Raw genomic sequence first — 14,555 nt, 5'->3', positions numbered from 1 at the left:
TCGATGTTCACGCTCTACGGCCGCGGCTGGTGCCATCTGTGCGACGACATGCGCGATGCGCTGGCGCCGGTGGCGGCTGAATTCGGTGTCGCGGTCGACTACGTCGACATCGATGGCGATCCGGCACTCGTCGCCCGCTACGACGAGGACGTGCCGGTGCTGCTGCTGAACGGCACGGAAGTCTGTCGCCACCGGTTCGACGAGACGAGGGTGCGCGGTGCGCTCGCGGCCCGGCGCTGAACCGGGCCCGGGTGGCGGCCAACTGCGCGCGGCGCGAGGTGATGGGTGGCGGGCCGGCCCGCCAGAAGGCTCCGGCGGGCGGCCTTGGGCGGGGCGTCCCTGACCTGGCGTCCAAATTACCGCCCGGCAAAGGCCTTTTCGGCTAAAATAAGCCGTTTTTTCACCGACTTACAAGGCGTGCTCCGCAGTCGTCGAGCGCGCCTTTTTCGCTTGATCGGCACTGAATGGATCATATTCGCAATTTCTCGATCATCGCGCACATCGACCACGGCAAGTCGACGCTCGCGGATCGCATCATCCAGGTATGCGGTGGCCTCGCCGACCGTGAAATGGAAGCGCAGGTGCTCGACTCGATGGATATCGAGCGCGAGCGCGGCATCACGATCAAGGCGCAGACGGCCGCACTGTCCTATCGCGCCCGCGACGGCAAGGTCTACAACCTCAACCTGATCGATACGCCGGGGCACGTCGACTTCTCGTACGAGGTCAGCCGTTCGCTGTCCGCGTGCGAAGGTGCGCTGCTCGTGGTCGACGCGAGCCAGGGCGTCGAGGCGCAGACGGTCGCGAACTGCTACACGGCGATCGAGCTCGGCGTCGAGGTCGTGCCGGTGCTGAACAAGATCGACCTGCCGGCCGCGAACCCCGAGAACGCGATCGAGGAGATCGAGGACGTGATCGGCATCGACGCGACCGACGCGACGCGCTGCAGCGCGAAGACGGGGCTCGGCGTCGAGGACGTGCTCGAAGCGCTGATCGCGAAGGTGCCGCCACCCAAGGGCGATCCGGCCGCGCCGCTGCAGGCGCTGATCATCGACTCGTGGTTCGACAACTACGTCGGCGTCGTGATGCTCGTGCGTATCGTCAACGGCACGCTGCGTCCGAAGGACAAGATCAAGATGATGGCGACCGGTGCGCAGTATCCGGTCGAGCACGTCGGCGTGTTCACGCCGAAGTCGCGCAATCTCGACTCGCTGTCTGCGGGGCAGGTGGGCTTCATCATCGCCGGCATCAAGGAGCTGACGGCCGCGAAGGTCGGCGATACCGTCACGCACGTGAGCAAGGCTGCCGCCGAGCCGCTGCCGGGCTTCAAGGAAGTGAAGCCGCAGGTGTTCGCGGGCCTGTATCCGGTCGAGGCGAACCAGTACGACGCGCTGCGCGAGTCGCTCGAGAAGCTGAAGCTCAACGATGCGTCGCTGCAGTACGAGCCGGAAGTATCGCAGGCACTCGGCTTCGGTTTCCGCTGCGGCTTCCTCGGGCTGCTGCACATGGAAATCGTGCAGGAGCGGCTCGAGCGCGAGTTCGACATGGATCTCATCACGACCGCACCGACGGTCGTCTACGAGGTCGTGCAGAGCGACGGCTCGACGATCATGGTCGAGAACCCGGCGAAGATGCCGGAGCCCGGCCGCATCGGCGAAGTTCGTGAGCCGATCGTCACCGTGAACCTGTACATGCCGCAGGACTACGTCGGTTCCGTGATCACGCTGTGCGAGCAGAAGCGCGGCTCGCAGATCAACATGCAGTATCACGGCCGCCAGGTGCAGCTCACGTACGAGATCCCGATGGCGGAAATCGTGCTCGACTTCTTCGATCGACTGAAGTCGGTGTCGCGCGGCTACGCGTCGATGGACTACGAGTTCAAGGAATATCGTTCATCGGACGTCGTGAAGGTCGACATGCTGATCAACGGCGACAAGGTCGACGCGCTGTCGATCATCGTGCACCGATCGCAGTCGCAGTACCGCGGCCGTGAAGTCGCCGCGAAGATGCGCGAGATCATCCCGCGCCAGATGTACGACGTGGCGATCCAGGCCGCGATCGGCGCGCACATCGTTGCACGCGAGAACATCAAGGCGCTGCGCAAGAACGTGCTCGCGAAGTGCTACGGCGGCGACATCACGCGAAAGAAGAAACTGCTCGAGAAGCAGAAAGAAGGTAAGAAACGCATGAAGCAGGTGGGTTCGGTCGAGATCCCGCAGGAGGCGTTCCTCGCGATCTTGCGCGTCGAAGACAAATAACAGGACTGATCCTTTTTATGAATTTTGCGCTGATTCTTTTTGTGCTCGTCGTCGTGACGGGCGTAGCGTGGGTGCTGGACAAACTGGTGTTCCTGCCGCGGCGACGCAAGGCGGCCGATACGGCGATCGAGGAGTTCGATCGCCAGCAGTCGCGCGTCGACAAGCGTTTCGCGGACGAAAACGCGGTGCAGACGCGTTCGAAGCTGCGCGACGAAAAGCTGCGCCAGCCGTGGTGGCTCGAGTACACCGCGAGCTTCTTCCCGGTGATCCTGGCCGTGTTCGTCGTGCGTTCGTTCGTCGTCGAGCCGTTCAAGATCCCGTCGGGCTCGATGGTGCCGACGCTGCTGGTCGGCGACTTCATCCTCGTGAACAAGTTCGAATATGGCCTGCGCCTGCCGATCACGAACACGAAGATCACGCAGGGCAGCCCGCTGTCGCGCGGTGACGTCGTCGTGTTCCGCTATCCGAAGGACGAGTCGGTCGACTACATCAAGCGCGTGATCGGCCTGCCGGGCGATACCGTTGCCTACCAGGACAAGCAACTGACGATCAACGGCCAGCCGGTACCCGAAACGCCGCTGCCGGATTTCTTCGACGACGAGCGCCAGAATTACGCGAAGCAGTTCGAGGAAACGATCGGCACGAAGAAGAACGCGATCCTCAACAATCCCGCCGTGCCGCCGTTCGTGATGGGCGCCTACGACTATCCGTATCGCGATAACTGCACGTACAACAGCCGCGGCGTGATCTGCAAGGTGCCGCCGGGTCACTACTTCATGATGGGCGACAACCGCGACAACAGCGCGGACAGCCGCTACTGGGGTTTCGTGCCGGACAACAACATCGTCGGCCGCGCGTTCTTCATCTGGATGAACTTCGGCGACCTGAAGCGCATCGGTTCCTTCAACTGATCGCGTTCGACTCGCACGCAATACGTGACGCACGGGCCGCGTCGCGTATTGCCGAACTACTTTAAAAACCGGCGGTAACACCGCCTCGTCACGCCTTTTCGCGTCCAGCCGTGCCGTTTCGGCCCGACCGGCGCCCGCGTTATACTCCTGCACATGCCCCTATCCCAGTTGGAAAGCCGGCTGCGCTACGAATTTCGCAATGCGGAATTGTTGCGCCAGGCTTTGACCCATCGCAGTCACAGTGCCACGCACAACGAACGGCTCGAGTTTCTCGGCGATTCCGTTCTGAATTGCGCGGTGGCCGCCCTTTTGTTCCAGCGTTTCAGCAAGCTGGACGAAGGCGACCTGTCGCGCGTGCGCGCCAATCTCGTCAAGCAGCAGTCGCTGTACGAAATCGCTCAGGCCCTGAATATCTCGGAAGGGTTGCGGCTGGGCGAGGGCGAGCTGCGCAGCGGCGGCTTCCGCCGCCCGTCGATCCTCGCGGACGCGTTCGAAGCCATCATCGGGGCCGTGTTCCTCGATGGCGGCTTCGAAGCCGCCCAAGGGGTCATCAAGCGCCTCTATATCCCGATTCTCGACCACATCGATCCGCGCACGCTCGGCAAGGACGCGAAGACGCTGCTGCAGGAATACCTGCAGGGGCACAAGATCGCGCTGCCGACCTACACGGTCGTCGCGACGCATGGTGCGGCGCACAATCAGCAGTTCGAGGTCGAATGCACGGTGCCGAAGCTCGACGTGAAGGTGTCGGGCTCCGGCGCGAGCCGGCGGGCGGCCGAGCAGGCTGCCGCGAAGAAGGCGCTCGACGAGGTCCTGGCGGCCGCGCCGATGCTGGCCGCGAAGCCGAAGCGTTCGAAGAACGCGCGCGGGTCGAAGCACGTCGAGCCGGAAATCGTGCCGGGTGTGAAGGGGGTGCAGGAAGCGCTCGACCTGCGTTCTCCGGAACGGAAGGAACGTGCGGCGGCGCGCGACGCGAAGTTGGCCGCTGCGGCGTCTGCCGCGGCCGACGCCGGCGAGCGGCCGACGCAGGCGCCGATGGCCGCGATTCGTGCCGCGCATGTGGAAACGGCCGCGGACAAGGCTGACCGCTCCGCGAAGCCGACAGCCGACAAACCTGCCGAGAAGGCGTCCGACAAGCCGTCGGACCGCAGCGAAACCGGCTCGCGCGCGGCGGATAAGCCGGCCGAGCGTGCCGACAGGCCCGCTGAAGGCGCACCGCGTGCAGCCGACAAGCCGGATGCCCAGGCGACCGATCCGGCCGCGTCGTCCGCTGATCAGCCGGTGGCCGATGCCGCTTCGCATGCGGTGCCGCGCGCCCGCGACGCCGCGGCGCCCGACACCGACACGCCGCCGGGCGGCGCAAGCCTCGCTGCCGCGCAGGCGCGCGTGGCCGATGCCGACCACTGAATTGCCCATCGATCGTGCCGCGCGTCGCGCGGCCGGTTCTGAACCTGTCTCCCAAACGATATGAACACTCCCGCTCCTACCGGTTTCCGTTGCGGCATGATCGCGATCGTGGGCCGCCCGAACGTCGGCAAGTCGACGTTGATGAACGCACTCGTCGGCCAGAAGATCAGCATCACGTCGCGCAAGGCGCAAACGACCCGCCATCGCATCACCGGCATCAACACGTTCGACGACGCGCAATTCGTGTTCGTCGACACGCCGGGCTTCCAGACCCGTCACAGCACCGCGCTGAACCGCTCGCTGAACCGCGCGGTCACGTCGACGCTCACGTCGGTCGACGTGATCCTGTTCGTGATCGAGGCCGGCCGCTTCGGGCCCGACGACCAGAAGGTGCTCGACCTGATCCCGCCCGGCATGCCGACGCTGCTGATCGCGAACAAGATCGACCGCGTGGCCGACAAGGCGACGCTGTTCCCGTTCATGCAGCAGATGAGCGGGCTGCGCGAATTCACCGAGCTCGTGCCGCTGTCGGCGCAGCGGCCGGAAGACATCAAGCGCCTGCTGGACACGATCAAGCCATACCTGCCGGAAGGCGAGCCGATCTACGGCGAGGACGAGCTGACCGACCGCAGCTCGCGTTTCCTCGCGGCCGAAATCCTGCGCGAGAAGGTGTTCCGCTGGACCGGCGACGAACTGCCGTACACGAGCACCGTCCTGATCGACAAGTTCGAGGAGGAAGGGCGCCTGAAGCGCATCTTCGCGACGATCCTCGTCGAACGCGATTCGCACAAGGCGATGGTGATCGGCAAGAAGGGCGAGAAGCTCAAGCAGATCAGCACCGAGGCGCGGATGGACATGGAGAAGCTGTTCGACGGCCCCGTGTACCTCGAGACCTTCGTGAAGGTGAAGAGCGGCTGGGCCGACAACGAGGCGGGGCTGCGCGCCTATGGGTACGAATGACGCGCTGACGTCGACCGAAGACGCGGTGACCGCCGGCGCGAACGACGCGCCGCTGCCGGCACCGCCCGAACCGCCGCGTCGCAAGGCGCGGCGCGCGACGTCTCGCACGTCCGATTTCCGCGTCGCCGAGCAGCCGGCGTTCGTGCTGCACAGCTATCCGTACCGGGAAACGAGCCTGATCATCGACGTGCTCACGCGCGATCACGGCCGCCTCGCGCTCGTCGCGAAGGGCGCGAAGCGCCCGCACTCCGCGCTGCGCGGCGTGCTGCAGACGTTCCAGCCGCTGCTGCTGTCCTGGTCGGGCAAATCCGAAGTACGCACGCTGACGGGCGCCGAGTGGGTCGGCGGGATGCTGCCGCTCGGCGGCGACGGGCTGCTGTGCGGCTTCTACGCGAACGAACTGCTCGTGAAATTCTGCGCGCGCGAGGATCCCCAGCCGCCGCTTTTCAATCATTACGTGCTGACCCTCACGCGTCTCGCGCACGGCGAACCCGCGGTGCAGGTGCTGCGCTCGTTCGAGCGCGTGCTGCTGCGCGAGACCGGCTATGCGATGGCGCTGAATCGCACGGTCGCGCGCCGCGCGGTCGAACCCGACCGCCGCTACGTGTTCGATCCCGAGCGCGGCGTGCGCAATGCGGACGACGACGTGCCGTCGCACTGGCCGGTGATTACCGGACAGACGTTGCTCGACATGGAGCAGGACGATTACCATCGAGCCCAGACGGTTGCGCAAAGCAAGACGCTGATGCGCTTCCTGCTGAACACCTATCTCGGCGGTACGCCGCTTGCCACGCGTCAGATCCTGATCGACCTGCAAAACCTATGAGCTTCTTCCTGACAACGCCCACCGCCATCGACCTCGGCGTGAACATCGACCACGTCGCGACGCTGCGCAACGCGCGCGGCACGACCTATCCCGATCCGATCCGCGCGGCGCTCGCCGCCGAAGAGGCCGGTGCGGACGCGATCACGCTGCACCTGCGCGAGGACCGTCGTCACATCGTCGACGCCGACGTGCGCAAGCTGCGCCCGCTGCTGAAGACGCGCATGAACCTAGAATGCGCGGTGACGGCCGAGATGCTCGACATCGCGTGCGAAGTGCGTCCGCACGACGCGTGCCTCGTGCCCGAGAAGCGCGAGGAGCTGACGACCGAAGGCGGCCTTGACGTCGCCGGCCGCTTCGAAGCCGTGCGTGCGGCCTGCAAGCAGCTCGCCGACGCCGGCGTGCGCGTATCGCTGTTCATCGATCCGGACGAAACGCAGATCCGCGCCGCGCACGAAGCAGGCGCGCCGGTGGTCGAGCTGCATACCGGCCGTTATGCCGATGCGCACGACGAAGTCGAGCAGCAGCGCGAATACGAGCGCATCGTCGCGGGTGTGCAGGCCGGTGCGCAACTGGGCCTGAAGGTCAACGCCGGTCACGGCCTGCATTACACGAACGTGCAGCAGATCGCCGCGATCGACGGCATCGTCGAACTGAACATCGGCCATGCGATCGTCGCGCACGCGATCTTCGCGGGCTGGGACAACGCAGTGCGCGAGATGAAGGCGATCATGGTCGCCGCGCGTGTCGCCGCGCTGCACGGTGGTGCGCGCTGACGATGCATTCCGTGCGCGCGCGCTTTTCTCGCCACCCGGCGTCGTCCGCATTTCACGGCGGGCGCTGACGTGGCGATCTACGGCATCGGCACCGACATCGTCCAGGTGAGCCGTATCGCCGCTGTGCTCGAGCGCACGGGCGGCCGGTTTGCCGAGAAGGTGCTGGGCCCCGACGAGCTGCGCGTGTTCCACGCACGCCGCGCGCGCTCCGAGGCGCGCGGCATCGCGTTTCTCGCGACGCGTTTTTCCGCGAAGGAAGCGTTCTCGAAGGCGATCGGGCTCGGCATGCATTGGCCGATGACCTGGCGCGCGCTGCAGACCCTCAACCAGCGCAGCGGTGAACCGTACGTCGTCGCGTCGGGCGAGCTGGCCGACTGGCTTGCCGCACGCGGTATCACGGCACGCGTGACGGTCAGCGACGAACGTGACTACGCGGTGTCGTTCGTGGTCGCCGAGACCGACGCCGCGCCGCCGCCTGCACCTGTTTCCCGAACCACTTCCTGACGGACTTCCCGATTCGATGAAAACGACTCCCGGCCCGGTCATGCTCGACGTCGTCGGCACGGCCCTGTCGCGCGACGATGCGCGGCGCCTTGCGCATCCGAACACCGGCGGCGTGATTCTGTTCGCGCGGCATTTCCAGAACCGCGCGCAGTTGACCGCGCTGACCGATTCGATTCGCGCGGTGCGCGAGGACATCCTGATCGCCGTCGATCACGAAGGCGGGCGCGTGCAGCGATTCCGCACCGACGGTTTCACGGTGCTGCCTGCGATGCGCCGCCTCGGCGAACTGTGGGATCGCGACGTGCTGCTCGCGACGAAGGTCGCGACCGCGGTTGGCTACATCCTGGCTGCCGAGTTGCGCGCATGCGGGATCGACATGAGCTTCACGCCGGTGCTCGACCTCGACTACGGGCACTCGAAGGTGATCGGCGATCGCGCGTTCCATCGCGACCCGCGCGTCGTCACGCTGCTCGCGAAGAGCCTGAACCACGGGTTGTCGCTCGCCGGCATGGCGAACTGCGGCAAGCATTTCCCGGGGCACGGCTTCGCAGAGGCCGATTCGCACGTCGCACTGCCGACTGACGACCGGACGCTCGACGCGATTCTCAAGCAGGACGTCGCGCCGTACGACTGGCTGGGCCTGTCGCTGTCCGCGGTGATCCCCGCGCACGTGATCTACACGCAGGTCGACAAGCGGCCGGCCGGCTTCTCGCGCGTATGGCTGCAGGACATCCTGCGCGGGCAGTTGGGCTTCACGGGTGCGATCTTCAGCGACGACCTGTCGATGGAGGCGGCGCGCGAAGGCGGCACGCTCACGCAGGCGGCCGATGCAGCGCTCGCAGCCGGCTGCGACATGGTGCTCGTGTGCAACCAGCCGGACGCGGCCGAGGTCGTGCTGAACGGGCTGAAGGTGCAGATGTCGGCCGAGTCGGTGCGGCGCATCAAGCGGATGCGGGCGCGCGGCAAGGCGCTCAAGTGGGACAAGCTGATCGTGCAGCCCGAGTATCTGCAGGCGCAGGCGCTGTTGAGCAGCGCACTGGCGTAAGCGGAGAAGGGCGGCGCGATGCCGCTCTCCCGTCGTCGAAAACAAGAAAGCCGCGCTTTTGCGCGGCTTTTCTCATTGGGACGTAAAGCGCGGGGCGACACGCATTTACGCAACTAACCGTCAGCCCCAACCAGCGCCTCGGACAACGGCGGTCCGGTCAGTTGACCTTCATCCGCTGCAACTTGTTGTACAGCGTCTTGGGGCTGATGCCGAGCAGCGTCGCCGCGCGATGGCGCGTGCCGCCGACCGCGTCAAGCGTCGCGCGGATCAGCAGATCCTCGACATCGGACAGCGGGGTGCCGACCTTGATCTGCACGCTGCTGCCGTTCAGCGCGGCACCGGCCGCGAAGCTCGCTTCGCCCGCGCGCAGCGTCTCGATGAAATCGCCGGACGCGTCATAGGCGAAGCGCACGCGCTCCTGCAGTTCGCGCACGTTGCCGGGCCATTCGTAGGACAGGCATTCGCGTACGAAGCCCGGCGCCGCGCGCTTGTCGGTCGTGCTGCGGCCGGTGGCGCGCGCTTCGCGGTTCAGTTCGTCGATCAGTGCGTCCGCGATGGCAAGCGCATCGCCGTCGCGCTCGCGCAGCGGCGGCATCGTGATCGATGCCGCATCGAGACGCAGCCACAGGTCCTCGCGCAACGTGCCGTTCGCGACCGCCTCGCGGGCCGGGCGGCGCGTGGTCGCGATCAGCCGGAAGTCGCTCGCGATCGAGCTCGTGCCGCCGATCCGCATAAAGTTCTGCGAGTCGAGCGCATGCAGCAGCGCCTCCTGCAGCACGAGCGGCAGTGCAGTGATCTCGTCGAGGAACAGCGTGCCGCCGCCGGCCTGTTCGAACAGGCCCGATTCGCGCCGCTCGGCGCCGTCGAATGCGCCGCGCTCATGGCCGAACAGCACGCTGTCGAGCGACGCGCCGTGGCGGCCGGCCTGCGTGATCGTGCGGCAGTCGAACGACACGAACGGCCCCTTGCGGCGCCGGCTCAGGTCGTGCAGCGTGCGCGCGGCCAGCTTCTTGCCGGTACCGGCTTCGCCCGCGAACAGCACGGCCGTTTCGGTGCCTGCGTTGTGTTCGATCATGTCGTACACGTGCTGCATTGCCTCGCTGCGGCCGACCAGCGCGCCGAAGCGGCCGAGGTGGCGCAGCGACGCGCGCAGCGTGCGCACTTCGTCGATCAGTTCGTAGGGCCGCGGAATCCGGGCCAGCAGGCTGCGCAGGCGCGGAATGTTGATCGGCTTCAGCAGGTAGTCCCAGATGCCGTGACGCAGGCCTTCGATCGCGCTCTCGACCGTCGCGTTGCCCGTCAGCACGATCACCGGCAACGAGCCGTTCGGCTGCTGCTGCGGCAGATGCTGGAGCAGGTCGAACCCGCTGCCGTCCGGCAGGTTCAGGTCGACGAGGACGACATCGGGAATCGAGCGGCCGAGCGCCGTGCGTGCCTCGGCGAGCGACGTGGCCGTGTCGACCGAGAAGCCGTCTGCTGCGAGCAGCGCGGTCAGGCCGGACAGACTGTTGGGATCGTCTTCGACAATCAGGGCGTGTGGCATGGTGGACGCGAGTCGAGTCAAGAGAGGCGGGCTGTCGGCCATCGAGCCGGCCGCAGCCGCATGTCAGATTAAAAACTGATTTTATGCCCCGCTGAACGCCTGACGTGCATTATTTCTCTGTCGCTATAAAACAGTTACCGATGATACAAATTGAATACCTTTAGTGCTGGATTTTGTGTTGCCCATGGTAGCGACGTGCCGGAGCTGTTGACGGCAGGCAAACAAAAAGCGCCCCGAAGGGCGCTTTGTTCGATACGGAAATCGCAGGCGATTACGCGCGGCTGCGGTATTCGTTCGTACGCGTATCGATTTCGATCTTGTCGCCGGTGTTGCAGAAGAGCGGCACTTGCAGTTCGAAGCCCGTTGCGAGCTTGGCGTTCTTCAGCACCTTGCCCGACGACGTGTCGCCCTTGACGGCCGGTTCCGTGTAGGTGATCTCGCGAACCAGGACCGTCGGCAGTTCGACCGAAATCGCCTTCTCGTTGTAGAACACGACTTCGCAAGCCATGCCGTCTTCGAGGTAGTTCAGCGCTTCGCCCATCATTTCCGCTTCGACTTCGAACTGGTTGTAGTCGGCGTCCATGAACACGTACATCGGATCGGCGAAGTACGAGTACGTCACTTCCTTGCGGTCGAGCACGACGACGTCGAACTTGTCGTCAGCCTTGTAGACCGATTCCTGGCCCGCGTTCGTCAGCAGGTTCTTCATCTTCATCTTGACGACGGCGGAGTTACGGCCCGACTTGTTGTATTCGGCCTTGGCGATGACCCATGCGTCGCTGCCGATCTGCACGACGTTGCCTACGCGGAGTTCCTGTGCGGTCTTCATAAAAACTGTCCTGATCCAATCAAATAAATAGGTGCCTGAGCGTTGCACAACGGCTGACGGCGCAAGCGGGGGGCGTTCCGGTGGGCGCCAAGAACCCCAAACGCGAGCGCTTGCGTGGTCAGCCGTCGGATAACCGCTTATTTTAACTGAGATTTTGCGTATTCCGCCAGCTTTCCGGCGAGATCGCCGACGCTCGCCAGGGCGTCGGCCCAGCGGGCTGCGTTGGCGTCCAGTGCGGCGCGATGTTGCAGCAGATCGGCCCAGTCCGGCGTGCCGGCGCCGTTCCACGCATGCCAGAAGCGTTCGAGCGCCGCGCGCGGCGCGTCGGCGAGGCCGGCCGACAGGTGCGCGAGCGCGGCGTCGAGCTTCGGCAGGTGCGCGTCGTCGGCTTGCGGATAGATGTGCCATACGAACGGCCTGCGCGCCCATTGCGCGCGGACGAACGAGTCCTCGCCACGCACGAAATTGACGTCGGCCACCCACAGCAGCGGGTCGTAGTCGGCCTGCGGGACGAACGCGAGCCCGTACGCAGTCAGGTTGCCGCTCTGCGCGCGCGCGCCGGCGCCGAATGATTCGACCCCGAAAAAATGCGCGATGGCCGGAGATACGCGGCCGACGGGCACGAGCGCGACGACGGGCGACGGGCTGTCGCGCCACTGCGCGAGCAACGCGTCGACGGCCGGATTTTCATATGCGAACAGGCTGACGACCGTCGTGCCGGGCGCTGGCGGCGCGTCGCCGGTCGCGTGCCGCCACCATGCGGCACGCGTCGCCGCGTCGGCTTCGAAGGCCGTGCGGCGCGCGTCGAGATCGCGCTCCTTCAGCACGCCGCCCGTGCCGGCCGACAATCCCGGGAAGAAGAACGTCTTCAGCAACGAGTAGCGCGGATGCGGCGATGGTCGCAAATGGAAATCGGCGACCCAGTCCTCGGCGCTCAGGTATTCGAGATTGATCCACACGGGGCGGCGCGCGCGGCGCGCCATCGCCGCGAGATACGCGCCGGGCAACTCGCAAGCGAATGCCTCGATCACGACGTCGGCGATCTCCAGTGCGTCGCCGACTTCCGCATGCCAGTGCTCGACCACGATACCGTCGAGCATCTGCCGCCCGGCATCGGGATCGACCCCCGGCAGCAGCCGTGCGAACGTGCGCAGATCGTCGATGAACAGGCGCACCTGCCAGCCGTGCTCGTGCGCGAGCTGGCGGGCGAGGCGCCAGCACACGCCGATGTCGCCGAAGTTGTCGATCACGGTGCAGAAGAGGTCGCACGCGATCGGTTCGTCGGGCGCGAGCGGCGAAGTGGAGGCGGGGGCGGGTGCGGTGCGGGACATCGAAGCGGGCCGGTGAATGCTCTAAACTGGCGATTCTAATGGACCCGTTCCGCGCCACAAGGCACCCGGATCACGCATGACATCCCCAGAAGCCGCCGACACCCCGTTCGAACCGAAGAAGATCCTCGCGCAATTGCCGCACATGCCGGGCGTCTACCGCTACTACGACACGGCGGGCGCCGTGCTTTACGTCGGCAAGGCGCGCGACCTGAAGAAGCGCGTATCGAGCTATTTCACGAAGACGCAGCTGTCGCCGCGCATCGCGATGATGGTCACGCGCATCGCGCGCATCGAGACGACCGTCACGCGCTCGGAGGCAGAGGCGCTGCTGCTCGAGAACAACCTGATCAAGGCGCTCGCGCCGCGCTACAACATCCTGTTTCGCGACGACAAGTCGTATCCGTACCTGAAGCTCACCGCGCATCGCTTTCCGCGCATGGCTTACTACCGCGGCTCGGTCGACAAGCAGAACCAGTATTTCGGGCCGTTCCCGAGCGCGTGGGCCGTGCGCGAGAGCATCCAGATCCTGCAGCGCGTATTCCAGCTGCGCACCTGCGAGGATTCGGTCTTCAACAACCGCACGCGGCCGTGCCTGCTGCATCAGATCGGCCGGTGCACGGCGCCGTGCGTCGGCGCGATTTCCGAGGACGACTACGCGATCGACGTGTCGAATGCCGCGCGCTTCCTGCTCGGCCGGCAGTCGGAAGTGATGAAGGAGCTCGAGCAGAAGATGCATGCGTTCGCGGCCGAGCTGAAGTTCGAGCAGGCGGCCGCCGTGCGCAACCAGATGAGCTCGCTCGCGACGGTGCTGCACCAGCAGGCGATCGAGGTCGGCAGCGACAGCGACGTCGACATCCTCGCGGTGGTCGCGCAGGGCGGACGCGTGTGCGTGAACCTGGCGATGGTGCGCGGCGGCCGGCATCTTGGCGACAAGGCCTATTTCCCGACGCATGTCGAAAGTGCGCTGACGCTTGCCGAAGGCGGGCTCGGTGACGAGGCCGAGGCAGCGGACGGTACGGATGAAGCGGCTGCGGCGTTGCCCGATCAGCCCGCGGAAGATGCTACCGCCGCGCGTGGCGCGGGGGCGTCGGTGGAGGCCGAGGTGCTCGATGCGTTTATCGCGCAGCACTATCTCGGCAATCGCGTGCCGCCCGTGCTGGTCGTGAGCCATGCGCCCGCGAGCCGCGACCTGCTCGAGTTGCTGTCCGAGCAGGCCGGTCACAAGGTATCGCTGGTGCGGCAGCCGCAGGGGCAGCGGCGCGCATGGCTGTCGATGGCCGAACAGAATGCACGGCTCGCGCTCGCACGGCTGTTGTCCGAGCAGGGCTCGCAGCAGGCGCGCACGCGCGCGCTCGCGGAGACGCTCAGCTTCGAATGCGACGATCTCGCGACGCTGCGGATCGAGTGTTTCGACATCAGCCACACGATGGGCGAGGCGACGCAGGCGTCGTGCGTCGTCTACCACCATCACAAGATGCAGTCGGGCGACTACCGTCGCTACAACATCACCGGCATTACGCCGGGCGACGACTACGCGGCGATGCGGCAGGTGCTCACGCGCCGCTACGAGAAGATGGTCGAGCAGGCCGCGCAGGCGGCGGCCGCCGACGACGCGGCCGGCATCGACGGCGAATCGACGCGCCAGGCCGAGGCGTCGAGCCTGCTGCCGAACATCGTGCTGATCGACGGCGGCAAGGGGCAGGTCGAGATCGCGCGGCAGGTGTTCACCGAGCTCGGGCTCGACACGTCGATGCTGGTTGGCGTTGCGAAGGGCGAGGGGCGCAAGGTCGGCCTCGAGACGCTCGTGTTCGCGGACGGCCGCACGCCGCTCGAACTCGGCAAGGAGAGCGCCGCGCTGATGCTCGTCGCACAGATTCGCGACGAGGCGCACCGCTTCGCGATCACCGGGATGCGCGCGAAGCGGGCGAAGGCCCGCCAGACGTCGCGACTCGAGGAGCTCGAAGGGGTCGGCGCGAAACGTCGTCAGCGGCTGCTCGCGCGGTTCGGCGGGTTGCGCGGGGTGGTTGCCGCGAGCGTCGAGGAACTGGCGAGCGTCGACGGCATCTCGCATGCGCTCGCCGAGCAGATCTACAAGCAGCTTCACTGATGCGGCCGTGCGGCCGGCTGCGCCTGAGCGTGTTCTTGCATTCTCGCGTTCTTGTGGCAGG

Annotated in this window: 13 protein-coding genes; 10 read left to right on the top strand and 3 right to left on the bottom strand. The window is 66.1% G+C overall.

What is annotated here, in order from left to right; all coding sequences use genetic code 11:
* Positions 1 to 3 precede the first annotated feature (3 nt).
* The 9 genes from DIE15_RS28165 to nagZ all read left to right on the top strand — a co-directional run bounded on the left by DIE15_RS28165 (position 4) and on the right by nagZ (position 8,684).
* On the top strand, positions 4 to 240 hold the full coding sequence (locus DIE15_RS28165; RefSeq protein WP_057928047.1) for a glutaredoxin family protein: 237 nt from the start codon (positions 4 to 6) through the stop codon (positions 238 to 240).
* 224 nt (positions 241 to 464) lie between these two features.
* Positions 465 to 2,258 (top strand): translation elongation factor 4, encoded by a 1,794-nt coding sequence (gene lepA / locus DIE15_RS28160; RefSeq protein WP_057928046.1) that lies wholly within the window; start codon positions 465 to 467, stop codon positions 2,256 to 2,258.
* Between the two features lie 17 nt (positions 2,259 to 2,275).
* Positions 2,276 to 3,169: a signal peptidase I gene (lepB, locus tag DIE15_RS28155; RefSeq protein ID WP_057928045.1), complete on the top strand. Its 894-nt coding sequence runs from the start codon at positions 2,276 to 2,278 to the stop codon at positions 3,167 to 3,169.
* Between the two features lie 153 nt (positions 3,170 to 3,322).
* Complete coding sequence (gene rnc / locus DIE15_RS28150; protein ID WP_124834860.1) at positions 3,323 to 4,576, top strand: ribonuclease III; 1,254 nt, start codon at positions 3,323 to 3,325, stop codon at positions 4,574 to 4,576.
* Positions 4,577 to 4,636: 60 nt separating this feature from the next.
* On the top strand, positions 4,637 to 5,536 hold the full coding sequence (gene era / locus DIE15_RS28145; RefSeq protein WP_041490532.1) for a GTPase Era: 900 nt from the start codon (positions 4,637 to 4,639) through the stop codon (positions 5,534 to 5,536).
* Entirely contained in the window at positions 5,523 to 6,362 is an 840-nt protein-coding gene (gene recO / locus DIE15_RS28140) for a DNA repair protein RecO (protein WP_014897645.1), read from the top strand. The genes era and recO overlap by 14 nt, the downstream gene beginning before the upstream one ends.
* Positions 6,359 to 7,135 (top strand): pyridoxine 5'-phosphate synthase, encoded by a 777-nt coding sequence (gene pdxJ, locus DIE15_RS28135; RefSeq protein WP_059816037.1) that lies wholly within the window; start codon positions 6,359 to 6,361, stop codon positions 7,133 to 7,135. The genes recO and pdxJ overlap by 4 nt, the downstream gene beginning before the upstream one ends.
* 69 nt (positions 7,136 to 7,204) lie before the next feature.
* Positions 7,205 to 7,639, top strand: a complete 435-nt coding sequence (gene acpS / locus DIE15_RS28130) for a holo-ACP synthase (protein WP_124834859.1) — start codon at positions 7,205 to 7,207, stop codon at positions 7,637 to 7,639.
* A gap of 16 nt (positions 7,640 to 7,655) precedes the next feature.
* Positions 7,656 to 8,684, top strand: coding sequence for a beta-N-acetylhexosaminidase (nagZ, locus tag DIE15_RS28125; protein WP_124834858.1), 1,029 nt, complete (start codon positions 7,656 to 7,658; stop codon positions 8,682 to 8,684).
* Between the two features lie 157 nt (positions 8,685 to 8,841).
* Here nagZ and DIE15_RS28120 read toward each other — a convergent pair whose 3' ends face one another.
* The 3 genes from DIE15_RS28120 to earP all read right to left on the bottom strand — a co-directional run bounded on the left by DIE15_RS28120 (position 8,842) and on the right by earP (position 12,387).
* Positions 8,842 to 10,227, bottom strand: a complete 1,386-nt coding sequence (locus DIE15_RS28120; RefSeq protein WP_124834857.1) for a sigma-54 dependent transcriptional regulator — start codon at positions 10,225 to 10,227, stop codon at positions 8,842 to 8,844.
* A 271-nt stretch (positions 10,228 to 10,498) separates the two neighbouring features.
* Positions 10,499 to 11,056, bottom strand: coding sequence for an elongation factor P (gene efp / locus DIE15_RS28115; protein WP_057928039.1), 558 nt, complete (start codon positions 11,054 to 11,056; stop codon positions 10,499 to 10,501).
* Positions 11,057 to 11,193: 137 nt separating this feature from the next.
* Positions 11,194 to 12,387, bottom strand: a complete 1,194-nt coding sequence (gene earP, locus DIE15_RS28110) for an elongation factor P maturation arginine rhamnosyltransferase EarP (RefSeq protein WP_124834856.1) — start codon at positions 12,385 to 12,387, stop codon at positions 11,194 to 11,196.
* 76 nt (positions 12,388 to 12,463) lie between these two features.
* Here earP and uvrC point away from each other — a divergent pair, with 76 nt between their 5' ends.
* Positions 12,464 to 14,494, top strand: a complete 2,031-nt coding sequence (gene uvrC, locus DIE15_RS28105) for an excinuclease ABC subunit UvrC (RefSeq protein ID WP_057928037.1) — start codon at positions 12,464 to 12,466, stop codon at positions 14,492 to 14,494.
* Positions 14,495 to 14,555 lie beyond the last annotated feature (61 nt).

The organism is Burkholderia sp. Bp9031 (genome assembly GCF_003857965.1).
GTDB lineage: Bacteria > Pseudomonadota > Gammaproteobacteria > Burkholderiales > Burkholderiaceae > Burkholderia > Burkholderia ambifaria_A.
Note: the sequence above shows the minus strand (reverse complement) of the source record. Positions and strands in the feature narration are given on the sequence as shown.